We start from the raw sequence: 24,236 nt of genomic DNA, 5'->3' as shown, positions 1-24,236 counted from the left end.
TAAGGAATTATTAACACACATAGCATGCCCTATGTTGTAAATTTACAGCAGTTTAAAAAAAAATAAAACATAGAATATTATGAAAAGACTAGTACTATTTACATTTGCATTAACCTTAATGTTTTCGGTAAATGCGCAAATTGAAACACCAGCACCAAGTCCTGCAGCGAAAATTGAGCAAGTTGTAGGTTTAACAGATGTCACAATTGACTATTCACGTCCATCAATGCGAGATAGAGCCATTTTTGGGAACCTTGTACCTTACGGAAAAGTTTGGAGAACTGGTGCAAACGCAAGAACTAAAGTAACATTTAGTAATGACGTTACTGTTGATGGTAAAGAATTAAAAGCAGGAACTTACGCTATTTTTACAATTCCTGAAGCTAAATCTTGGGATGTTATATTTTATACAGATTATCAAGGAGGTGGAGCTCCAGCCGAATTAGATGACTCCAAAATAGCGGCTCGTTTAAAGGCGGATGTATATCCTATTGAAATGGATATTCAAACGTTTACAATATCTATCGACGATATCACTAATAATTCTGCTGTAATAGGTATGATGTGGGAGAAAACTTATGTAGGTGTAGAATTTAAGGTGCCAACTGATAAAACCGTGTCTGCATCTATAGAAAGTGCAATGGCAGGACCATCGGCTAACGATTATTATGCTGCTGCTGTTTATCATTTTCAAGAAGGAAAAGATATAAATCAAGCAAAAGAGTGGATGGATAAAGCTATGTCTATGTCTAAAGAACCACGTTTTTGGCAACTACGTCAACAATCTTTAATTTATGCAAAAGCTGGAGATAAGAAAGAGGCTATTAAAATTGCAAAAAAATCTTTAGCAGCTGCAAAAGAAGCTAACAATGCAGACTATATTAAAATGAATGAAGACTCGTTAAAGGAATGGGGAGCGAAGTAATTATAAATTTCTAAGGCTATTTAGCTTATAGATAAAATAATCATTATGAAAAACGCAACTCATTTGAGTTGCGTTTTTTATTATTTTTGATACTGTAAACCAATCAAGTTTCTAATTGTGTCTAAGGTTTTAATTAATTGCCGACTTTTTTCAAAAGTCATAATATCACTTTCAGTTTTATTGATTCTAATGAGTTGATTGAAATGTTCAATTTCATAACTGTATCCTATAGTTTTATAATTAAAGGACTTTAGTTCGGAATTGCCATTCTTATCAATTAAGGTAACTGTTGAAGGTTCATGGAAACGTCCATTAATTTTTATGGTGCCCTCTTCACAGTAAAATATAGCTTCGGTGTTGGTTTCTTCTAAAAGGGTGCTTTTTAAATGCGCCTCTGCATTTTTATATTGAAACAGAATTTCACATTCTGAATCCGCACCAGTATCGAAAAATTTCGCTGTAGCAGAGATGTTTTCCGGATGACCTAAAGAGGAAAGTGCAGCGAAAACAGGATAGATTCCAATGTCTAATAAACTGCCACCACCTACAGATTTATCGAAAACTCTTGATGATTCATCATAGTTTGGGTGAAATCCGAAATCAGCTTCTAGTTTTACAATACTCCCAAAATACTTCTTTTCTAGCAATTCTAAAACATAACGGAAATGTGGCAGGAAAATCGTCCACATCGCTTCCATTAGTAGTGTATTATTTTCTTTTGAACGTTGAATCATATCATCAACTTCTAATAAATTTATGGCGAATGGCTTTTCACACAGTACCGGTTTTTTATGGTTAAGACATAAAATGGTATGTGATTTATGAAAACTATGAGGTGTAGCGATATATATGGCATCTATTTTAGGATCGGATGCTAAATCTTCATAATGTCCATAAGCTGAATCAGCGTTAAATTTTTGTGCAAAATTTTTAGCTTTATCTATACTTCGAGAAGCAATACCTTGAAGATTGCAATTAGGGACCGTAATTAAATCACTAGCAAATTTGGAGGCTATTTTACCTGCACCAATTATGCCCCAGTTAATATTTTTAGAATTCATTACACTAGTTTTTTAGGCAATATGGCTTGTAAAATATTAGCAATGCCAATAACTAAGATACAACCGAAAAGGTTTAACCATAGATAAGGCATCCACTCTAACCACCAGCCAATGACAACAATGGCTTGTGTAATTAATGCCCCTACAAATACCGCATTTCCTTTTATGTATTTAAAGAAGAAAGCGAGTAGAAATATGCCTAGAACATTACCATAAAATATAGATCCTATAATATTGACAAGCTGAATTAAGTTTTCTGCTAGGTCGGCGAAACAGGCTATTATAATCGCTATTATTCCCCAGCCTAAGGTGAACCATTTGGTCATAGTTACCATATGTTCTTCGCCTTTATCTTCCTTCAGGTTTCTTCCATATAAATCAATTGAAGTAATGGTGGCTAATGCATTAATTTCTGAGGCTGTAGAAGACATGGCTGCAGATAAAATTACTGCTAATAATAATCCGATTAATCCAGTTGGCAGATGATTTAAAATAAACCGAATAAACATATAATCCCTGTCATTGGTCTGTGTATCTTTTGCAGCATCATTATATAAGGCATCGAGCGCGGCAGATTTTTCTTTGTAAGTTGAACTTTCGGTGTTTACTTCTAAGTTTTTTACTTCCTCTTGAAGTCTATCATAGGCGACTCCATATTCTGGATCAACAGCCTTTTTAATTAAAAATTTTGAACGTAAACGATAGGATTTTTCTAATATGTTTAAATCAGCCAATTGTTTTCTCGAGTTGGCCTCATTACCATTAGATTGCGCTAATTGCAATGATAGCTTATTTTTCTTTTCAAAAAGTTCAGCTTGCTGATCTTGAAGTGTTCTATAATCATCACCATATTCTGAGGCTAAAACCGTCTCTGTCGATTTATCTATAAAATTTAAAGGTGAAGGATTAAATTGATAAAACACAAATACCATTACACCAACGAGTAAAATGAAAAATTGCATCGGTACTTTAAGCATACCGTTAAACATTAATCCCATTTGCATTTCTTTCATAGATTTTCCAGAGAGATAACGTTGTACCTGGCTTTGATCGGTTCCAAAATATGAGAGCATTAGGAAGGTACCTCCAATTAAACCGGTCCAAACCGTATATCTATTTTCTAAATCAAACGAAAAATCTAAAACTTGCATTTTCCCTGATGCACCTGCAATATCGATGGCATCTAAGAAAGTAACTTCGTCTGGAATTAAGTTGATGATGATAACCAATGCCGCTACCATTCCTGCGAAAATCACAAACATTTGTTGTTTTTGTGTAACGGTAACAGCTTTAGTTCCACCCGAAACGGTATAAATAATGACTAAAACGCCAATAATTATATTTAAGGTAACGATATTCCAACCTAAAACGACAGATAAAATTATGGCAGGAGCAAAAATGGTTATTCCAGCCGCCAAACCCCGTTGAATTAGAAAGAGAATAGCTGTTAGACTTCGGGTTTTGAGATCGAATCTGTTTTCGAGAAACTCGTAAGCCGTATAAACTTTAAGCCGATGGTATAGCGGGATAAATACTAAACATATTATAACCATCGCAATAGGAAGTCCGAAATAAAACTGAACAAATCCCATGCCATCAGAAAATGCTTGTCCGGTGGTAGATAAAAATGTAATGGCACTTGCCTGTGTAGCCATTACGGATAGACCAATTGTCCACCATTGTGTGGTATTGCCACCTTTAATATAATCCTGTGCGTTTTTTCGACCTCTGGTTTTCCATGTACCGTAACCCACAATTGTGGCTAAAGTAGCGATTAAAACGGTCCAATCAATCCAATCTAAAGTTTGTGGCATTGTAAATTTTTAAGCGAATGAGGCCGTTATAAAGTAAAATAGTATAATGTAAAGTGCATTGGCAATTAAAACAGCCGTATACATTTTATTCCATTTTTGTTTTGGTTGAATGTTGTTTTGGTTGTGCATTGTGATGGTTATTAGTTAGTTCTTTGTGGTTGGTTTATTAGTAGTTGTCGCAAAATTTTAATTTTTAAAAGACCGTTCATCGGCTTTTTCTGCGGATAGTAAGTTAGTGAAAATTCTGAAAGCTCCAGTCACTCCAGCAGGAAATTCTCTAAAAAAGCTCAATCCCGTATATATATAATTGCCTTTTCCGTATTTAGCGACCAATAAAGCTCCCTTTTTTAAACTTTCTCCTTTATCTTTTGAAGCTAGTAATGGCGTGAATTCTTTAGACCATTCATCTGGGAAATACAAACCACGTTCTTGCACCCAGCCTTCAAAATCTGCGCTAGTAATTTTATTAGGAAAATTTAACAACGGATGATTTGGTTCTAAAATCACTACATCGGCATTTTCATCAGTAACTCTATCTCTGGACAATTGTAAACCGTAAGGTGCTAAATTATCTACTTTTATACCTCTGTTGGTATTGTATTGAATGATTAAATTTCCACCGTCTTTTACGTAATCTAATAAAAATCTTTGTTTAAATTTTAAGTCATCCACAATATTATACGCTCTTATGCCAACAACAATGGCATCAAAATTAGATAAGTTATCTGGCGAAATTTGTTCAGGTGCAATAATGGTAACGTTATAACCGATTTGTCTTAAGCTTTCTGAAACCACATCTCCTGCACCTTCGACGTAGCCAATATTAGTGCCACGTTTTTCAATATTCAATCGTACGACTTTGCTTTTACTAGGCATTAAAACTGTCTGAAAAGGAATATGTGTATAATCGATTTCTATAAGTTCGTCAGAATAATTCTCACCATCAATATTTACAATGGGTGTTATTAATCCCTCACTTTGATTTTTTGGAGGAATAATTGTAAAAACTACCTTTTGAACATCTCCTTTATTAACAATTTGAACTTTTTGTTTTTCAGGATAAACTTCCCAATCTTTTGGATATGCCATTTTCACATAGCCTTCTATAATATCTTTACCCGCTTTTATAGTGACTTCAATTTCTTTTTGTTGTTCATTTTCAAAAATATAGACATCGCTGCTCAAACTCGCCGATACCATAGGAATGATTTCAAAGGGTCTATACAATTCGCCTTTTTCTGGTTTGGAATACCGATAGATGACCGGTTTACTGAAACTTATTGGTGTTCCTTCAATCCTTAAATTAAAATCTACAAAAACGGCTCGTGGAGTTTCTGGTAAGCCAATTAATTCTTGGTCTTTTACATCGTACATGCCTAAAGTACTTTGTGTGTTTAACCAATATGGAGTCGTGTAATTTTTAGTATTTGGAATTGTAATTCCTTCTTCAAAATTCAATCTTTGATTAGAAGGTAAGGTTATATTTTTAGAAATTCCGCTTTCAATTCCCGACAACTCATAAGATACCAAATCAATGTTAGCTGAACTTCTGTTTAGAACTTCCATATCTAAAGTCACCTCAGAATTAGGTGTAGCATTTGGACTTTTTGCAGAAACTTCGAGATATAAACCAGCACAGGCTTCAATGATTGTTTTTATTTCACGCGTTTTAACAGTCTTCCAATGGTTGTTTTTTAGATTTTGAATTAATTTATAAGCCTCTAAAAGTTGTGGTAAATGTGACGACGGATTTTTAAAATTGAAATTCGTTTCAACCGATTTCAGAATCGTTTCTATGGCTTTTCCGCCATCAACTCTGTTCCAAGATGTATCAATTCCTGAGAAAATATTATTACTTTCATTAAGCGGTTCGCCTTTTAAAAATTCAATATATTCTTGCTGAGATCCACGTTGCGATAAACGCCCAAATCCTTGACTTAAATGCTGGCTACTAGCCAAAGAGGCCACTTCGTTATTAGATAATCCCTTGTTTGAATAATACTGACCAATATCAAAATTGAGCATGTTGCTTTTATCTAATTTGTCGAATTCTTCTTGACTTCCATATCTCCACCAAGAGGTGTTATAGAACAAACGTTTAGGTTGCCAAGTTTCAGTGAAATTTAATTGTGAGGGATATTTTGATACATCATTGGCCAAATCAAAAGCTTCTATGCTCAACGTGGCAGAAGCGGTATGATGGCCATGGGTTTCTCCAGCTCTTCTGTGGTCAAAACGGTTGATGATCACGTCGGGCTTAAACTCACGAATCGCCCAAACCACATCTGATAACACGGCATCTTTATTCCAGATTTCTAAAGTTTCATCGGGATGTTTTGAATAGCCGAAATCATTGGCTCTTGTAAAACGTTGTTCGCCACCATCGATACGTCTTGCGGCTAATAATTCTTGTGTTCTAATCACACCTAAAAGCTCTCTAATTTCAGGACCGATAAGGTTCTGTCCGCCATCGCCTCGTGTTAAGGATAAATAGGCCGTGCGTGCCTTGACTTCGTTAGACATGTATGAAATAAGTCGTGTGTTTTCATCATCTGGATGCGCAGCGATATATAGAACGGATCCTAAAACATTAAGTTTTTGAACGGTTTCGTAAATTTCTGATGCGTTGTAAGTTTTTGGTTTTTGGGCTTGAAGTGAAAATATAGTGCCTAAGAGAAGCAAAAGACAGAGTCTAATTTTGTACATGTTATAGCAGAGTTAATTCCTCATCAAATATAGAAAAGTTGGTAGGTAATAGCGGTGCTTTTGGATTTTTTTAACATTGGATAAGACTTTATACGGATTCGAGAATTTTTTAAAGATTCCGAATAGCATCAAAGCATATCGGTGACTAAAATTAATTATGGCTACAACCACTTCTTACGCTTAAAATAATACAGCAAGCCCAAAAACATTAAAAACATCACTCCCAAAAGCACAAAATAACCGTAACGATATCTTAGCTCTGGGATGTACTCAAAATTCATTCCGTAGATACCTGCAAGAAAGGTTAGCGGAATAAAAATTGAAGACATTATGGTAAGGACTTTCATTACTTCATTCATCTTATTGCTAATGGTAGTCATGTACATGTCCATTAAACTCCAAATCATTTCACGGTAGATATCTATGTTTTCAGATACCTGAATTAAATGGTCGTAAACATCCCTGTAATAGGTGAGTGTGCGTTTGTAGATAAGTGGATGTTCGCCTTTTTCAACGCGGTTGATGATTTCACGAAGCGGAAATATAGCACGACGGACTTTTAAGATTTCACGCTTTAATTGTTGGACTTCAATATTAATATCCTCTTTGGCTGTGCCAGAAAATAAATCGGTTTCTAAATCTTCAATTTTGTTGCCTAAGGTTTCAATGATGCTAAAATAATTATCTACAACGGCATCAATTAAAGCGTATAATAAATAATCTGATTTTAACCCTCTAATACGACCATTCCCTGAGCGGATGCGTTCTCGAACGTTATCAAACACATCACCTTCAGATTCTTGAAAAGACAATACATAATTCTTACCTAAAACAAAACTTACTTGTTCAATAACTATATTTTCGTCACTATCGTAATACAACATTTTAAGAACCACAAAAAGATAATCATCATATTCGTCAATTTTAGGACGTTGTGTGGTATTTACAATATCTTCGAGAACAAGCGGATGCAAATCATATTGTTTACCAATATGTTCTATTTCTTTTATTGAGTTTAAGCCATCTATGTTTATCCAAGAAATTGAATCCGTATCTTTAAAAGAAATGGCATCTTCGATATTGGTTAATTCGCTTTCTTTTATACTATCCTTGTTATAATCGAAGGATTCTATACGCAGTTGCTTGTCGGTTTTAGTTCCCGTATAGACTAAGGTACCTGGGGCTTTACCAGTATGCTTTTTATGATTCTGTGTGCGTTTTTTAGCGGTTCTTTTCTTCATAGGTTATAAAATACTTGTATCGTCCAAAGCATCTTTTTGCATTAAAGTTACAGCTTTTTGAAGAATGAGATTATTAGGATAAGTTGTAATGTTGCCATTATCTTCTCTTAAAATAAGCTGAAACGCCCTAATATCTTCTATAATAGCTTCGATGGGGGCGTCTTTATCATGAATTTTAATTTTATCACCCACTTTATAGGGAAAGGAAAAGAACATAATAACGCCAGAGGTTATATTACTTAGAATGGACCAAATAGCAAATAAACCAATGCCAATCACCGCAAATACCGAAGAGAAAATTAATGAAATTTGTTGAGGCTCCACTCCTAAAATAATGGACTCAATTAATATTGCAATTAGTACAATTACCACGGTGACATTTCGACCTATCAATGTGGCACGCGCTTCTGTAGTCCCACTTTTATGTCCTATTTTTTTTACAGTTAAGACAATTATTTTTCGAGTTGTAAATAATATTACAAACAGTATGGTTGTATATATAATTTCGGTTTGATATAACTGAAAATAGTTTGGCATTCTTATTATTTTTATCACTATTAATTACCGAATTCTCGGAACTAAATTTAGTTCTTTTTACATGTAGTCTTGATACTTGCGAGTTATGTTTATAAAAAAACAGCGTGTCCGAAGTCGTGCAATGATTACATGAATTTACTAACAAATATAATCTAGATTCCTTTAATTTGATTATTGCAATTTTAAAGTTTTTCTAAGGTTTAGGTCGGAATTATTATTCTTAGTCCAATAGTCCGATTTTAAAGTTTCTAATTTTGAAGCCTTAGTTGTTAATACCGAAGCCGTATCTCCATAACCACTTAAAAACCGTTCTTCCCACCCCATTATATCGAAAGGAAAATTAGGATTAAAATTAATTTTTAGTGTCCTGTTTAAATCACTATATGTCAACGTGTATGTATCTTTGTCGAGACGTGCTGTGGCGTCGTAAGTTTTGAAGTTTTCGTGTTTTAATCTTAAATATTCAAGGGATGGTATCATTTTAATGTTTCCCGTGGGTAAGGACTTTGGATCTAGTCTCAATTTAGTCCAAATTTCATTTTCTGTCCACGTCTTTTCGAGTTGAAATTTTTCATCTGCTTCGCCTTGAAAATAAGAGTGTGATTGTATTTCAAATTTATCTCGATTATTCAGTTGTGTATAAACTTGTCCGCACCATTCTTGCACAGATGCCGAAATTTTTAGCGCGTGTTGATTATTGACTACAGGGTAGAATGTACTCTGCATTATGGAATAAGGATAAAGGCCTGTATTGAAATTTTTAGTAGCATTTAGCTTTAATATCGGAATATTGTTGTCGCTATAATTATCCGCTTTTACTTGCGCTTTGGGCAGGAAATCTTCAGTTACAAAAATTAAAACAGCCGTTCCTTTTCGTATTTCGCCATATCGCGCTTGCTCTAATTTATACGATGTGATTTCTGCTTCACCATTATACCAATAATCTTTAAATTCTGAAGTTAATTTGGTAACTGGTCTTAAAGAGTCGGATTTAGGTTGCGATATTGAGCGTTTCGGGTTCTCGGAGGCTTCATTAGGGGGTTCTTTGCAAGAAGTGACGATTATTAATGGTCCTATTAATAAAAGGAGTATTGTATTAGGGTTTATTAGCTTTATCATGATTATTTGAATGTAGTAATGTTAACAAAGCACTTCGATTTACGTCTTAATCTACTATGAAAAAAATGGTATTCATTTGAGTAATGCTCAGTGTACTAAATCCTAATAAAGATAAGGCTCTAAAAATCGTCTGCAATGGTATTTAACGTTTCGTAAAGTAAATGCGTAGGCAAGCCAACAACATTATTGTATGAGCCTTTTATACTTGTGATTGCAATGGCACCAATCCATTCTTGAATGCCGTACGCACCAGCTTTGTCCATAGGTTTAAAATTGTGAATGTAGTAGCGAATTTCGTCATCAGTCAACGCTTTAAATGTTACTTCGGTTACCGTGTTTACGATACGCTGTTCAGATTTTAAAGTGAAACAAACTGAGGTTACTACTTCATGAACTTTGTTGCTCAAGGATTTTATCATGTGGAACGCGTCGTCTTCATCTTTTGGTTTACCAATGGCATTGCCGCCTAACCAAACTATGGTATCGCTTGTAATAAGAATATCTTTACTTCTTAATGATTCAGTAAAAGGTTCAGCTTTTAATTTTGCTAAAAAATCGGTTATTTCTTCACGCTTTAGATGTTCCGGATAAATTTCATCAACTGGTTTTAATTGTATGTCAAAATCGAGATGCATGGCTTTTAGAAATGCATGACGACGAGGTGATGCCGAGGCTAGAATAATGTTGAAATCTTTTAGTTTATCCTTTAACATATTATTTCAAGATGAAGTTATAAAGCAATAAAGATAGCATTCCGGTAAGCATTACCAATTTTAAGATAAGACTTATGTGTTGGTATTGTGTTTTTCGTTCGGCATTAAAAAGTTTAATGCAAATGTAAATAAGCGGAGCTATAACAAAAATTAAAAAATAACCGACAACAACTTGCTGCTTAAATAAATAAGTAATAACGTAATAGATTATTGAAAATATGGAAATTAATGCGACAACGAATGTTATTTTAGTCGCGCGATCTCTTCCTATTAATACAGGTAACGTTTGGATGCCAACATTATGATCGCCATCAATATCTTCTATATCTTTCACCATTTCTCTGACCAAATTTATCATAAATGCGAAGATGGCATAATCTTTAATAATATTAATAAAGGTGGTTTGAACTGTTTTATTGTCTGCGTTCATAGCAGGGATGAGTTCAAAAATACCCACCAATAAAATACTTAGTGCCACCACTACTGAAACTACAACATTGCCGACAATTGCAATTTGTTTTAACGAAGAGGAATAGATGTAGAGTAGAGCTGAGGCGACAAAAAATATGGCAAAAAATCCAGATTTTCCAATGCCGTTTGCTAAATAAAAACCGATACCAACACCAACAATATTCAGTAGCATAAAAAGTGTTGTAGCCGTTTTTTCAGAAATGTAAGTATTGATGAGTAATTTATTAGGCTTGTTGATTTTATCGGTGTGAACATCATAAATATCATTAATGATATAACCACCTGCTGCTATACAGAGCGTAGACAAAACTAATAAGAAAAAGTTGAAATCGCTCAGCGTTATTAAAACACCATGACTTTCTCTAAACGGTAATAATAGCGCATACTTTATTAAATATTGCATGAGCGCAATCATCAATAAATTTTTCCAACGAATTAAATTAAGAAAGTGAATCATTTGAGGGTTAATGGGATAATATTTGTTTGATTAAGTAGTAGGCGCCAAACGCAACGATAAGAAAAACAATTACACTAATAATAGAGGTTTGCTTTAAAAGTTTGCGTTCTTGTCGCCTTATGTTGTCTTTTATTTTTTGTTTATCGTCTTTTGTTAAGTCTTTGTGTAAAAAATGTATTTTATAATGCAAATGTGCTTCAAGGTCTAATTTTTCCTTATAAATTGAAAAGGGTTTAGTTGCTTTTAGATTATATGATTGTTGACTGTTACCAAAACCGATATATCCAAACCCTGTGCTATGTCGTCGTCTATTGGACATGTATTTGTTTACTTATTTTATAGATAGTTTCACCTATTATTTTATGCAGTGACGCAACAGTTGTGAACGGAGCTGAATTCTCTTGTTCTAATCATACTTAGCATTAAAATTACCAGTCCATTTATTTTGAACTTTCAACACCTGTTCTATAACATCTCTTACGGCTCCTTTTCCACCACTTCTATGAGAAACATATTTTGAAATCGCTTTTATCTCAGGGACCGCATCCTGAGGACAACAAGGTAAACCGACCAGTTTCATAACAGGATAATCTGGGATATCATCTCCCATATACAACACTTGCGATTTAGAAAGATTGTGCTTATTTAAATAGTCAGTAAGTTGTTCGATCTTATTATGCGCACCTAAAAAAATGTCTTTTATACCCAAACCAGCTAAACGCTTTCGAACACCTTCATTAGAACCACCTGAAATAATACAGAGATTAAATCCGGCATCGATAGCTGTTTTTAGTGCGAAACCGTCCTTAATATTCATGGTTCTTAGCATTTCGCCGTCCGTAGTAACGGATATTGTGCCATCGGTAAGAACACCATCTACATCAAAAATAAATGTGGTTATGTCTGCTAGATATTCTTTGTAGCTTTTATCGTCGTTCATTGGTTGTTTTATTTTTAATTGGCTTTTCCTTTTCTTGGTCGGTAGTTTTTAACACCATGCGTTTTTTTAATAGAGGATGTTAGCATTTTATAAATGGCTTCATGCTCTTCTTTCTCAATTAACTTTAATTGTCGCTTTATGGTTTTTTTGTCATTACGCTTAGCAGGACCTGTCTGTGCCATAAAAGGGGACATATTTTGAATTTTTTTTGCGGTTTCTTCAATTAAAGGATGCAAGATTTCAAATTCTATATTTTTTGTTTCACAAATTTCGTGACCAATTCTATACAATTGATTCGTGAAATTATTAACAAAAACAGCGGCTAAATGTAGTGTTTGACGTTGTTCGGTTGTGATTTTATGAGGTTTACAACCCGTAGCTTTTGCTAAATCTTTTAAAATTTTTAAATTCTCTTTTTCATAAACTTCAATACAAATTGGAACTTCTGTAAAATCGATTTCTGCATCTTTAGAAAATGTCTGCAAAGGATAAAAAACACCAATCTTGTTTTTCTTATCTATATCGTGCATCGCAACACTTCCGGAAGTATGAACAACAAGACGATTTGTAAATGGTAAATCAGAAGAAAATTGGGCAATATCGTCATCACTAATCGCCATAATATAAACGTCAGCGTTCTTTATTTCTGTCAACGAATCTGTTATTTCCACTTCATTGGCATAAGAAGAAATTGAAGTTCGATTACGATTATACCATTGCGTAACGGTCACGGCATCCGAACTTGAAAATGCTTTATATAAATGTGTGCCAACATTACCGGCACCGAGTAATATAACTGAAATCATGCTGTAAAAGTACTAAGATTTCTTATCTTAGAATGATAAGAATGGGATTAAAAGAATAACTTTGAAATAATGAATAAAAAAGACATTAAAACAAGAGAAGATATATTTCAATTGGTATCCAAATTTTATGAAAAGGTCAGAAAAGATGAAAAATTAGGGCCATTTTTCGACGAAACAATAAAGGATTGGGAAGCTCACTTAGAACATTTAACGACATTTTGGGAATCGAGCTTATTTCTAAAAACTAAATTTTATGGTAATCCATTAGAGGCGCATACTAACGTAGATAAAGCATTTAACCATAGTATTACCGAATTACATTTTGGCTTATGGTTAAATTTATGGTTTCAAACTATCGATGAATTATTTGAGGGTGATTATGCCGAAAATGCAAAACGACGTGCACGGAAGATGGGTACATTTATGTATATGAATATTTTTGCTGCAAGAAATTCCTAATTTTCTATAAGCTTCTACTTAAATTTGCGATCTAAATTTTAATATGTATATATGGGTTTGCTAAAAGAGTTCAAAGAGTTCGCTGTTAAAGGTAATATGATGGATATGGCTGTAGGAATTATTATTGGTGCAGCATTTAATAAAGTTATCGATGTTTTGGCTAAGCAAGTTATATTGCCTCCAATATCCTTATTAACTGATGGAGTTACATTTGGGGATAAAAAATGGGTTTTAAGAGAGGCTAGTGTAGATGCATCTGGCACCACCATTACAGAAGAAGTTGCGGTAGCCTATGGACAATTATCCGAAGTCTTTTTAGATTTTATTATTATTGGTTTTACAGTGTTTATCATCGTAAAATTTATGAATAGGTTACGAGCAAGATCACAAGATACCAAGGATAAAACCGTAGTGACGCCGAAAGATATTCAATTGCTATCCGATTTGAAAGAGTTAATGCAAGAGCAAAACAATATGCTAAAGACGAAACCTAGAAATTAATAGAATTTTAACAACTTTTGAAGCGATAAACGGCCTATCTAAATCGTTAAAATACCATATCTTTGCGCGAGCTTATAAAAGCCATAGTTATGCAAAAAAAAATCGCTAATTTCCTATTTTCTACAAAACTTACCGCGTTCTTATTTATTGCTTTTGCCGTCGCCATGGCAGTTGGTACTATTTTAGATAGGAACATGGACACTTCACCGACTCCATACACGAGAACATTAATTTATAATGCTTGGTGGTTTGAAGCGATAATGGTTTTCTTCATTATTAACTTTATGGGTAATCTCTTTAGATACCGCTTATATAAAAAAGAAAAGTGGGCTACATTAATTTTACATGTCTCTTTTATTTTTATTCTCTTCGGTGCGTTTATTACGCGTTATGTTGGTTTTGAAGGGATGATGCCAATTAGAGAAGGTGAAACAGAAAGCGAATTCTTCTCAAGAAAAACGTACATAAGCGGACGAATTATTGGTGATTTTGAAATTAACGGTCAATTACAGCAAAGAAAAATAGAAGAAGAAGTTGATTTTTCGCCTAGATTAGATAATACTTTTAATAAGACTTTTGATTATGGTAAAACGGAAGTTACTGTTAAGCTTAAAGAATTAATTCAAGGAGCAGAAAAAGATATTATTTCGAGTGAATCTGGCAAACGTTATTTAAAAATAGTAGAAGCAGGGCAAGGTGCTCCTCACAATCATTTTTTAGAAGAAGGCAAAGTTGCGAATTTGCATAATGTTTTAATATCATTAAACAAGTATCAAGATGGTGCTATAAATATTTCTGAAACTGATAAAGGCCTCTTTATTCAGTCTCCTTATGATGGCGAATATATGACCATGGCAACTGGTGCTACAGGTAAATTGGTTAAGGATAGTTTACAACCTTTAATACTTAGGTCGCGCTATATTATAGGTAATATGCAATTTGTATTGCCTAAACCTATTGTGAAAGGTGATTTTGGTATTGTTAAGAAATCACAACTATTAAAAGGCGATGAAGATGGCCTAATTTTCGAAGTTTCTGCAAATGGCGAGACCAAAGAAATCGGTGTTTTAGGTGGTCCGAGCATAAATAGTAGTTATGAAGAGTTTGAAATAGGTGGCTTAGAGATGGCATTGAAATACGGGCCTAAAATGCTGCAATTGCCTTATGAAATAAAATTGAATGATTTTATTGCTGAAAAATACCCAGGAACGGAAAAAGCGTATTCATCTTACGAAAGTAAGGTGACAGTTTTGGATAAAGAAGCTGGTGATTTTGATTATCATATATATATGAATCATGTTTTAGATCACAAAGGCTATCGCTTCTTTCAAGCTAGTTTTGATCCCGATGAAAAAGGGACTGTACTTTCTGTAAATCATGACTTTTGGGGAACGTATATTACTTACGCAGGTTATATGCTTTTGTACTTTGGATTAATGGCTATTCTATTTGCTAAAAATACACGTTTTGATGAAATCCGTAAAAGGTTGAATAAACTGAAAGAAAAGAAAGCAAAAATGATGACTATGATTTTGCTTTTTCTAAGTTTTTCTGGTTTTGCTCAGATGCACTCAGAAGACGAAGGTCACAATACTGCTAAGAAACCCGTCAAAGAACAAATAGATTCTATTCTAAGAGTTCATATTACTCCTAAAGAGCACGCTCAGAAATTTTCTGAAATGGTGATCCAAGACTATAGTGGGCGTATGATGCCAATGCATACTTATGCTTCAGAAATGTTACGTAAAATTAGTAAAAGTGATGTTTATGAAGAGTTTAATGCCGATCAAATTTTTCTGTCTATACAAGAAAGTCCAATGCTTTGGTACAACGTTCCGATTATATACTTAACCCCTAGGAAGGCAGATTCTATAAGAAATATTATTGGTGTCGATTCAGATCAGAAACATGTAAGTTTACTTGATTTTTTCACAGCAAATGGTCGCAATAAATTAGGGCCATATATAGAAGATGCATTTAATGCACAAATACCAAGTGGACATCAAAAGGAAATTAAAGAAACCTATAACCGTTTAAGTATTTTATCAGATGCTATTGAAGGACGCAGTATAAAAATATTCCCTGTTCCTAATGATGAAAACAATAAGTGGATTTCATCAAAAGAGTTTAGAGATGAAGGGTATAGAGATAAAATTGAAGATACGCTGTATGGTAATTTTATAAATAACGGTTTTGTGGCTTATTTAGTGACCTTAAATAATGCAAAGGAAACTGGAGATTATTCTAAAGCCGAAGAACTATTAACAGGTATTAAAAAGACTCAGCACAAATTTGGTAGTGAGGTAATGTTATCAGATGAAAAGATAAAGTATGAAATTTTGTACAATGACTACGATATTTTTAAACGTCTTTTTAGTTGGTATATGTATGCAGGGACATTATTATTTGTGCTTATCATCGCTCAGATTTTTAAATACAAAAATCGTGCTTTAAAAATAGCAATCAATCTCATGTTAGGCGTAGTAGCGCTGCTTTTTGTATTACATACCTTAGGATTAATCTGGAGATGGTATTTGTCTGGACATGCACCATGGAGTGATGCTTATGAATCTATGATTTATGTCGCTTGGTCCACTATGCTGTTTGGTTTTATTGTAGGAGTTACCAAAAGAAAAGATAGGAGCCCAGAACTGAATAAAGTTAAAGATAAGAAGCAATCATTTACGAGTAAAATTACTACGTCGAGTATAACAGTGGCAGCAGGTGCCTTTGTAACCTCAATGATTCTTATGATAGCACATTGGAATTGGATGGATCCTGCAATTGGGAATTTAGAGCCTGTATTGCAAGGTTATTGGTTAATGATTCATGTTTCGGTTATCGTGGCGAGTTATGGACCATTCACATTAGGTATGATTTTAGGAGTAGTATCATTATTGTTAATGATTTTTACGACTAAAGAGAACAAAGAACGCATGCTCATTAATATTAAAGAGCTCACCATAATTAATGAAATGGCGTTAACGGTTGGTCTTGTAATGTTAACTATTGGTAACTTCCTTGGTGGCATGTGGGCAAATGAAAGTTGGGGGCGATATTGGGGATGGGATCCAAAAGAAACTTGGGCTCTAATAAGTATTATGATATATGCTTTTGTAATCCATATGCGCTTAGTACCGGGCTTAAGAAGTCGATGGTTATACAACTTAATGTCTATCCTCGCTTTTGCTAGTATTTTAATGACCTATTTTGGGGTTAATTTTTATCTCGCAGGACTACATTCGTACGCGAGTGGAGATCAAATATTGAGCGTGAAATTTATTGCAATTACATTGGGAATTGTCGCGGTTCTTGGTTTTTTCTCATACAGACAATTTAGGAAGCATTATAAAAAATAATGAAATTTAGTACAGGATTTATATTAATTGGTTGATAGATGTAATTTTTATCAATCAATTTTTGTTTAGAGTCTGAAGTATTACCATCATTTTTTTTAAATTTAGGGTTTATAAGAATTAAATTATGTCAAAGAAAACACCAGGGTTAAATACGATTTGTACACATATAGGAGAAATTAAAGACGAGCAATACAAAGGGGCAGTATCTCCTATGTATTTAAGCACATCTTACGAATTTATGGATGTAGACGTTAAACGCTATCCGAGATATTTCAACACCCCGAACCAAGTACACTTAGCAAAGAAAATAGCTGCTTTAGAACACGCGGAATCGGCCATGATTTTTGGCTCGGGAATGGCTGCAATAAGTACGATGTTTTTAGCCTTTTTAAGACAGGGAGATCATTTAGTGGTTCAGAATACTTTATATGGAGGAACATTGAATTTTATTAAAGAAGAGTTTCCAAAATATGGCATAGAATATACTTTCACTAATGGTTATAAAGTTGACGATTTTGAGGCTGCAATTCAACCTAATACTAAATTGATTCATATTGAGACTCCTTCAAATCCATTGATGACCATTACAGATATCAGAGCTATTGCTGAACTCGGAAAGTCTAAAGATATTTTTACCTCAATTGATAATACCTTTGCATCGCCTGTAAATCAAAACCCAATGGATTTAGGTATAGATATGGTGATGCATTCTGCTACAAAGTATTTTGGAGGTCATAGTGATATTTTGGCAGGAGCTGTAGCGAGTTCTGACGAAAATATTGAACGTATTTGGAATGTGGGAAAAAATTTAGGAGGAAGCTTAAGTGATATGACCGTTTGGATGTTAGAACGAAGTATGAAAACCTTAGGATTGCGAGTAAAAGCACAAACAAAAAACGCTATGAAATTGGCTAAGTGGCTAGAGAAGCATCCTAACGTTTCTAAAGTTAATTATCCAGGATTAAAATCGCATCCAGAATATAAATTAGCAAAGTCGCAAATGAGCGGATTCGGTGCCATGCTATCTTTTGAGTTGATAGGGGAATTGGATGCACTTCAATTTCAAAAAGAATTGAAATTGATTAAATCGTCTATGAGTTTAGCAGGAATTGAGAGTACTATGCTGTCGCCACATCTTACTTCTCATTCATTACTATCTCAAGAAGAGCGAGATGCTATTGGACTTAGTAACCAATTGATTCGTTTTTCTGTGGGTATTGAAAATGTAAAAGATTTAAAACAAGATATTAATCAAGCTATGGATGCTTTAAGGTAGGTTTTGATCTTCTAGAATCTGTTTTTATACTAATTCCTATTTGAATTCTGTTAAGGTTATTTTTTTTAATGTGATGTTTCAAATAATCAATTTCAAATTGGGTGTTCTGAAACAGGTTAATACCTAAGCCTATAAAGAATCGGTTTTCATGAAACGATTGATCCTGGAAATTTATGAAGGGTTCCTCCTTTAGCGAAACAAAAATGCTTTTGTTAATAGCGTATTTGAAACTTAAACGATAGCGAAATCTATGTTGAATATCATTTTTATCTACGGCATTTAAAAAACGTTGTTCTAATCTAAAACGGTGCTGTACACTAAACATTTTAAGTTTGTGGGTATAAGTGTATTGCTCAAATATTCTGTTTTCTTTTGTATTTGGACGCTTGTCATAACCTAAAACAGTATCAATATCTAAATAAGCATAAGCGAGACTAAAAGTGTGATTCTGATTTAAATGGTAATTAGTAGATAGACTTACAAAGACCAAATTAAAATTGGCCGTAGGTTCATAGAATCGTAATTCACCGTAAGGACTCATACTAAATTGGTCTGTAAATCGATGGTTAAGTCCAAGTGCGTACCAAGAACCAAGGTAATCTTCAGAAGTTTTTTGAGCGTACAATGCCTTCTGAAATAGAATGGAAATGAGGAATATATGTAATAAGAATTTCATTTGTATAATAAAATAAAAAAGAGCCTATTTCTAGGCTCTTTTCAGTCATGGAAATATTAAATGTGATCGTGTAATTGATGGTGTTCATCAATTAATGGACCGCCTTCAATAATTTGTTCTGAAGCTTCGCTAGCAAATTTTTCAAAATTTAAATGGAAAGAATGTGCTAGTTGAATAGATTTACTGATATACTGACCTTTATTGTCCCAAGTATTCATAGGATCTAATATATCCTCAGGTACATTCGGACATGTTTTAGGCATAAATAATCCGAAAATAGGATGTTGTTCAAAATCCACATTCTCTAATTTTCCGTCAAGAATAGCCGTAATCATTGCTCTGGTATATTTTAATTTTATACGAGAACCCACTCCGTAAGGTCCTGCACTCCAGCCTGTATTTATTAACCATACATTTACGCCTGCATCTTGCATTTTTTTACTCAACATCTCTGCATAAACCGTTGGGTGTAATGGCATAAATGGTTCTCCAAAACATGCTGAGAATGACGGTACTGGTTCTGTGATTCCTGCTTCTGTTCCTGCTACTTTAGCCGTGTAACCAGAAATAAAATGGTAAGCCGCTTGCCCCGGTGTCAACTTAGAAACTGGAGGTAATACACCAAACGCATCAGCAGTTAAGAAAAATATGTTGGTTGGATTGCCAGCAAAAGACGGCTGTTGAATATTATCGATATGATAAATAGGGTAACTTACACGTGTGTTTTGTGTAATGCTGCTATCCATATAATCAACCTCATTATTGTCTTTAAAAATGACGTTTTCAAGAATTGCACCAGGTCTAATAGCTCTAAAAATGTCTGGCTCTTTTTCTTCAGTTAAATCAATAACTTTAGCATAGCAACCTCCTTCAAAATTAAAGATGCTATTTTCAGCAGTCCAGCCATGTTCGTCATCACCAATTAATTTACGATTAGGATCAGCAGATAATGTCGTTTTTCCAGTTCCAGATAATCCAAAGAAAATTGCCGTATCACCATCCTCGCCCACGTTTGCAGAGCAATGCATTGGTAAAACGTTTTTTTCTACAGGGAGAATAAAATTTAATGATGAAAAAATACCTTTTTTAATTTCACCTGTATAAGCAGAACCTCCAACTAAAGCAATTTTTTTAGTAAAATTAAGAATTGAAAAATTCCCTTGGCGTAGACCTACTGCTTTAGGGTCTGGTGCTTCATAACCCGGAGCACAAAGAACTAACCATTCTTCTTCAAAATTTTCTAATTCAGATTCGTCAGATCTTAAGAACATGTTATAAGTAAACATGTTTGACCATGGGTATTCAGTAACTGTTCTTACATTGGTTTTGTATTCTGGATCAGCACACACATAAGCATCTCTAACATAAATTTCTTTTCCGCTTAGATATTTTGTGATTTCAGATTGTAATTTATCAAAATTTTCAGGTGAAATTGCTTTGTTGGTTTTTCCCCACCAAACCTTGTCTTGTGTATAATTATCTTTTACAATAAAACGGTCTTGAGGTGAACGCCCAGTAAATTTGCCTGTATTTATGGCTAAAGTGCCATTCTCCGTTTCTTTCCCCATTCCTTTTTCAATCGTAATGGCTTGTAATTTTTCTGGAGAAAGATTCCAATGTGCATTCGTATCTTTCAGTCCATACTTTGTAAGGTCTTTCGTTTTCATAGTTGAAGTGTTTAATAGCGTTTCCATGATTTAATAATTTTTAATTCGACTTTCGATTTTAAAATGGCCATATCAATGGCACTAATATTAATGATGTTATCAAGAAGAGTAGAAGCAATGGTGCACCTACTTTTAAATAATCTATAAATTTGTACCCGCCAGCGGTCATTACCATCGCGTTTGTTGTGGTGCCTACCGGGGTTAGGAAGGCTGTAGAGGCACTTATGGCCACAACAATCATAAATGGTGCTGCCGAAATATTTAATGTATTTGCAGCAATAATTACAATTGGCGCCATTAATACCGCGGTGGCAGAGTTATTAATTACTTGACTGAATGTTGTAGTAAGTAAAAACACACCTCCTAACAATGCAACAGGGTGTAAACTTCCTAAAGTTTCAACCAATCCATTTGCGATTAAAGTGGCCGTACCTGTTTTCTGTAATGCGATCCCCATTGGTATCATAGCAGCAATCATTACAACGCTTATCCAGCTAATGCCTTTATATGCTTTTACCATTGGTACACAACCCGTAATCATAATAATGCCGGCAGAAATTAACGCAGCAACTGCTCCAGGTACTATTTTAAAGACCAAAAGAACAATCATTAATACTAGAGAAAATAAGGCAATAAACGATTTTGTGGTAAGCGTAGTCACTGTTTTAGCCATACCTTCAGGACTACCACAAATTACCAAATGTTCGTATTGTTCTTTTAGTTCGTCAATGGCACTCCATTGGCCTCTAATTAAAAAGGCATCTCCTGCTTTAACTGTAATTTCTGATCCGATTAATGGTTTTGCATTTCGTGAAGCGGCCATTAGCTGTACATTAAATCTTTCAAATAAATGACTGGATTTAATGTTTTTTCCCACCAATGCAGATTGTGGTGTAACTAACACTTCTGTCATACCAACTTCCTGATTAATGAGGTTATCTCTTAATTCATTTTCTATAGGTTCTAATGGTAAAAGCCCTAATCGAAATGTAATCATTAAAGCATTAATGGCTTCTGTATTGCCTTTAACAGTTATAATATCATGATATAAGAACTCTGTATCGTCGGTTGGGAGTTCAATAAATGAATCAATTTGCTTTAATCGATTCGGATGTCGTCTTTTTATGCGTAGTATAGATATATTATGCTCATTTTCAAAATTCCAATCTCCCAGTTTTGTATGCATTAAGGGAGATACAGATCTTACTCGTAGTCTATAATATTCACCATCAACTTTGTAAGCCGCAATCCATTGGTGAAGGGTAGTGCTAATATTTACAGGTTTATTATTTGTTTTATTACTTGGTAAAAGTCTATAGCCAATAAATTTGAAATAAATGAGTGCTAATATTAATAATGGTAAACCTATAAGACCGAATTCAAAGAAAGAAAAACCTTCTAGACCACTTTCTATCATCGTGTTATTTACAATAATGTTGGGAGGTGTGCCTGTTAGGGTGAGTAGTCCACCCGTATTAGAACCAAAAGCGACTGGCATTAATAATTTAGAGGGTAAGGTGCCAATGCTCCAAGCAGAAGTCACCGTTACAGGCAACAACGTCGCGACCGTACCTGTATTACTGACCACTCCTGAAAGTAAACCAGAACCTAGAGTCGTAATTAACAAAAGTCTCACGGTACTTTTTCCAGCAAGTTTTATGAATTTTTCACCCGCTAATGCGGTCCAACCCGTTTGAGATAGACCTTCTCCTATAATAAATAGGGCTGCAATCATTATTACGGTCGGATTGCTAAAACCACTTAATGTTTCAGTTAAATCTAATATTCCAAAAATGAATAAACTTAACATTGAAATTAGTGCAATAATATCTGGTGTAAACTTTCCCCAAATAAATAGAGAAATGGTGATTATTAATATGGCAATCATTAAGCCCATTAGAATTTTATCTTTTTAATTATAGGGTAAAGGTAGAGTCAATAACAAGCAATTTATATGACGAAAGTCATGCTTTGAGCGTATTGTATATTTTTCAATTTTGCGTATTTATTCTTCATAAAATAATGGGTTTATTCAGTCGAAATCGTTTGCGTATTAAAAAGAATACGGTTATCTATCATCTTTTTAATATTTTTGAGATCTAGAAAAATATAAAATCATTAAAGACATCTATTAGTTAGTCTCATATTTATGCTAGTGACTAATAATAGACGTTATTTAATTTTAAAAAAATAAACATATACCGATGAAATTAGACATATTAGCATTTGGATCTCATCCTGATGATATTGAATTAAGTTGTGGAGCTACTTTAGCAAAGGAAGTCTCTAAGGGTAAAAAAGTAGGGATTATTGATTTAACTAGAGGCGAGCTAGGAACACGTGGAACTGCAGAAACTCGTGATGAAGAGGCTACTAATGCTGCAAATATCTTAGGAGTTAATTCTCGCATTAATATGCAATTTGCTGATGGTTTTTTTCAAAATGATAAGGCACATCAACTTGAACTCATCAAAATGATACGTTATTATCAACCAGAAATTATAATTTGTAATGCCGTTGACGATAGACATATTGATCATCCAAAAGGAAGTCAACTCGTTAGTGATGCCTGTTTTTTAAGTGGATTAAAAAAAATAGAAACGATATATAAGGACGAAAGTAATGGTCAAGAACCATGGAGGCCAAAAGCAGTGTACCATTATATACAATGGAAGGATTTAACACCTGATGTCGTTGTGGATGTTTCAGGTTACATGGATAAGAAAGTGGCCTCAGTATTGGCGTATAAAACTCAGTTTTTTGATCCTAATAGTAAAGAGCCTGAAACTCCGATATCTAGCAAAAATTTCACAGATAGCGTTGTGTACAGAGCACGAAATTTAGGGAGATTAATCGGTGTGGAACATGCTGAGGGTTATACTGTTGAAAGATACGTAGCGGTAGATTCATTATTTGATTTAAAATAAATTCAAAAACTGTTTGCAAGAGATAACAAATAAATTATCTTTGCAATCCAATTTAAAATGGTGGTTGTAGCTCAGCTGGTTAGAGCGTCGGTTTGTGGTACCGAAAGTCGCCGGTTCGAACCCGGTCTTCCACCCAGAATGCAAAGCTTCTCTTAACCGAGGAGCTTTTTTTGTTTATACTGATTTTATAAAAATTATTTGAAGTCAGTTAAATATTCGGGTATACTCATCATAAATAGATTTTATTATAATTATATCGCCAAATAAAACGAAACAAAACAAAATGGCAACTCAGTATCACAACTCTGCAAAGCGCTATATTTTTTGTACTTCTCAAATAATTTGATAACATCATTTTATAAATAAAATATAAGTTCTGAAAAAATTTTAAATCGTTGTAATGATAGAGATTAGAAGATTACGATCATATTCATAATAATTCTAAATAAAGGAAATTGTTAAATTAATATTTTACGTCGTATATTTTTGTTAATTGCTTGGGGTTTCGGCTAAAATACTGTTGATTTTTGATTTATATTCAACAAAATTCCAATTTTGTTACATATTTTCAAAACCCCTTT

General features: G+C 33.9%; 20 protein-coding genes and 1 tRNA gene. 7 read left to right on the top strand and 14 right to left on the bottom strand.

Going from position 1 to position 24,236, the window contains the following annotated elements; translation table 11 throughout:
• The first annotated feature begins 79 nt into the window (after positions 1-79).
• Positions 80-925: a DUF2911 domain-containing protein gene (locus tag QMA06_RS11545; protein WP_290207014.1), complete on the top strand. Its 846-nt coding sequence runs from the start codon at positions 80-82 to the stop codon at positions 923-925.
• Positions 926-1,005: 80 nt separating this feature from the next.
• Here QMA06_RS11545 and QMA06_RS11540 read toward each other — a convergent pair whose 3' ends face one another.
• From QMA06_RS11540 to QMA06_RS11490, 11 genes are all read right to left on the bottom strand, one after another.
• Positions 1,006-1,986: a Gfo/Idh/MocA family protein gene (locus QMA06_RS11540; RefSeq protein WP_290207013.1), complete on the bottom strand. Its 981-nt coding sequence runs from the start codon at positions 1,984-1,986 to the stop codon at positions 1,006-1,008.
• Positions 1,986-3,800 carry a sodium:solute symporter gene (locus tag QMA06_RS11535; protein WP_290207012.1) on the bottom strand — a complete coding sequence of 605 codons (1,815 nt, stop codon included), beginning with the start codon at positions 3,798-3,800 and terminating at the stop codon, positions 1,986-1,988. Before QMA06_RS11535 ends, QMA06_RS11540 begins: the two co-directional genes overlap by 1 nt.
• Before the next feature lie 186 nt (positions 3,801-3,986).
• Positions 3,987-6,506, bottom strand: a complete 2,520-nt coding sequence (locus QMA06_RS11530) for a PIG-L family deacetylase (protein ID WP_290207011.1) — start codon at positions 6,504-6,506, stop codon at positions 3,987-3,989.
• 161 nt (positions 6,507-6,667) lie between these two features.
• Positions 6,668-7,747, bottom strand: coding sequence for a magnesium/cobalt transporter CorA (gene corA, locus QMA06_RS11525; RefSeq protein ID WP_290207010.1), 1,080 nt, complete (start codon positions 7,745-7,747; stop codon positions 6,668-6,670).
• A 3-nt stretch (positions 7,748-7,750) separates the two neighbouring features.
• Positions 7,751-8,284 carry a mechanosensitive ion channel domain-containing protein gene (locus tag QMA06_RS11520; protein WP_290207009.1) on the bottom strand — a complete coding sequence of 178 codons (534 nt, stop codon included), beginning with the start codon at positions 8,282-8,284 and terminating at the stop codon, positions 7,751-7,753.
• A 171-nt stretch (positions 8,285-8,455) separates the two neighbouring features.
• On the bottom strand, positions 8,456-9,403 hold the full coding sequence (locus QMA06_RS11515; RefSeq protein WP_290207008.1) for a septum formation inhibitor Maf: 948 nt from the start codon (positions 9,401-9,403) through the stop codon (positions 8,456-8,458).
• A 119-nt stretch (positions 9,404-9,522) separates the two neighbouring features.
• Positions 9,523-10,116: a Maf-like protein gene (locus QMA06_RS11510; RefSeq protein ID WP_290207007.1), complete on the bottom strand. Its 594-nt coding sequence runs from the start codon at positions 10,114-10,116 to the stop codon at positions 9,523-9,525.
• Between the two features lies 1 nt (position 10,117).
• Entirely contained in the window at positions 10,118-11,044 is a 927-nt protein-coding gene (locus QMA06_RS11505) for a geranylgeranylglycerol-phosphate geranylgeranyltransferase (protein WP_290207006.1), read from the bottom strand.
• A gap of 7 nt (positions 11,045-11,051) precedes the next feature.
• Complete coding sequence (locus QMA06_RS11500) at positions 11,052-11,363, bottom strand: hypothetical protein (RefSeq protein WP_290207004.1); 312 nt, start codon at positions 11,361-11,363, stop codon at positions 11,052-11,054.
• Between the two features lie 87 nt (positions 11,364-11,450).
• Entirely contained in the window at positions 11,451-11,984 is a 534-nt protein-coding gene (locus tag QMA06_RS11495; RefSeq protein ID WP_290207003.1) for a KdsC family phosphatase, read from the bottom strand.
• A 14-nt stretch (positions 11,985-11,998) separates the two neighbouring features.
• Positions 11,999-12,790, bottom strand: a complete 792-nt coding sequence (locus QMA06_RS11490) for a Rossmann-like and DUF2520 domain-containing protein (RefSeq protein ID WP_290207002.1) — start codon at positions 12,788-12,790, stop codon at positions 11,999-12,001.
• A 69-nt stretch (positions 12,791-12,859) separates the two neighbouring features.
• Between QMA06_RS11490 and QMA06_RS11485 the strand changes: the two genes are divergently transcribed.
• The 4 genes from QMA06_RS11485 to QMA06_RS11470 all read left to right on the top strand — a co-directional run bounded on the left by QMA06_RS11485 (position 12,860) and on the right by QMA06_RS11470 (position 18,385).
• Positions 12,860-13,249: a group III truncated hemoglobin gene (locus QMA06_RS11485; protein WP_290207001.1), complete on the top strand. Its 390-nt coding sequence runs from the start codon at positions 12,860-12,862 to the stop codon at positions 13,247-13,249.
• 51 nt (positions 13,250-13,300) lie between these two features.
• The gene (mscL, locus tag QMA06_RS11480) at positions 13,301-13,750 is read left to right on the top strand and encodes a large conductance mechanosensitive channel protein MscL (RefSeq protein ID WP_290207000.1); all 450 of its coding nucleotides are present in this window, start codon (positions 13,301-13,303) and stop codon (positions 13,748-13,750) included.
• 89 nt (positions 13,751-13,839) lie between these two features.
• Positions 13,840-17,109, top strand: coding sequence for a cytochrome c biogenesis protein CcsA (ccsA, locus tag QMA06_RS11475; RefSeq protein ID WP_290206999.1), 3,270 nt, complete (start codon positions 13,840-13,842; stop codon positions 17,107-17,109).
• Between the two features lie 124 nt (positions 17,110-17,233).
• Positions 17,234-18,385, top strand: a complete 1,152-nt coding sequence (locus tag QMA06_RS11470; protein WP_290206998.1) for a trans-sulfuration enzyme family protein — start codon at positions 17,234-17,236, stop codon at positions 18,383-18,385.
• On the opposite strand, the gene QMA06_RS11465 is transcribed toward QMA06_RS11470, so the two are convergent.
• From QMA06_RS11465 to QMA06_RS11455, 3 genes are read right to left on the bottom strand one after another with little or no spacing between them, the layout of a single operon-like run.
• Positions 18,366-19,061, bottom strand: coding sequence for a DUF2490 domain-containing protein (locus QMA06_RS11465; protein WP_290206997.1), 696 nt, complete (start codon positions 19,059-19,061; stop codon positions 18,366-18,368). The two genes, QMA06_RS11470 and QMA06_RS11465, sit on opposite strands and share 20 nt — an antisense overlap.
• Before the next feature lie 56 nt (positions 19,062-19,117).
• On the bottom strand, positions 19,118-20,728 hold the full coding sequence (gene pckA, locus QMA06_RS11460; RefSeq protein WP_290206996.1) for a phosphoenolpyruvate carboxykinase (ATP): 1,611 nt from the start codon (positions 20,726-20,728) through the stop codon (positions 19,118-19,120).
• 58 nt (positions 20,729-20,786) lie between these two features.
• On the bottom strand, positions 20,787-22,616 hold the full coding sequence (locus QMA06_RS11455) for an SLC13 family permease (RefSeq protein ID WP_290206995.1): 1,830 nt from the start codon (positions 22,614-22,616) through the stop codon (positions 20,787-20,789).
• 316 nt (positions 22,617-22,932) lie between these two features.
• Here QMA06_RS11455 and bshB1 point away from each other — a divergent pair, with 316 nt between their 5' ends.
• Together bshB1 and QMA06_RS11445 are read left to right on the top strand one after the other, a co-directional pair.
• Entirely contained in the window at positions 22,933-23,655 is a 723-nt protein-coding gene (gene bshB1 / locus QMA06_RS11450) for a bacillithiol biosynthesis deacetylase BshB1 (RefSeq protein WP_290206994.1), read from the top strand.
• Between the two features lie 59 nt (positions 23,656-23,714).
• A tRNA-His gene (locus QMA06_RS11445) sits at positions 23,715-23,790 on the top strand.
• The last annotated feature ends 446 nt before the right edge of the window (positions 23,791-24,236 follow it).

Origin of the sequence: Winogradskyella bathintestinalis, from assembly GCF_030407435.1 — a bacterium.
Lineage (GTDB): Bacteria > Bacteroidota > Bacteroidia > Flavobacteriales > Flavobacteriaceae > Winogradskyella > Winogradskyella bathintestinalis.
Note: the sequence above shows the minus strand (reverse complement) of the source record. Positions and strands in the feature narration are given on the sequence as shown.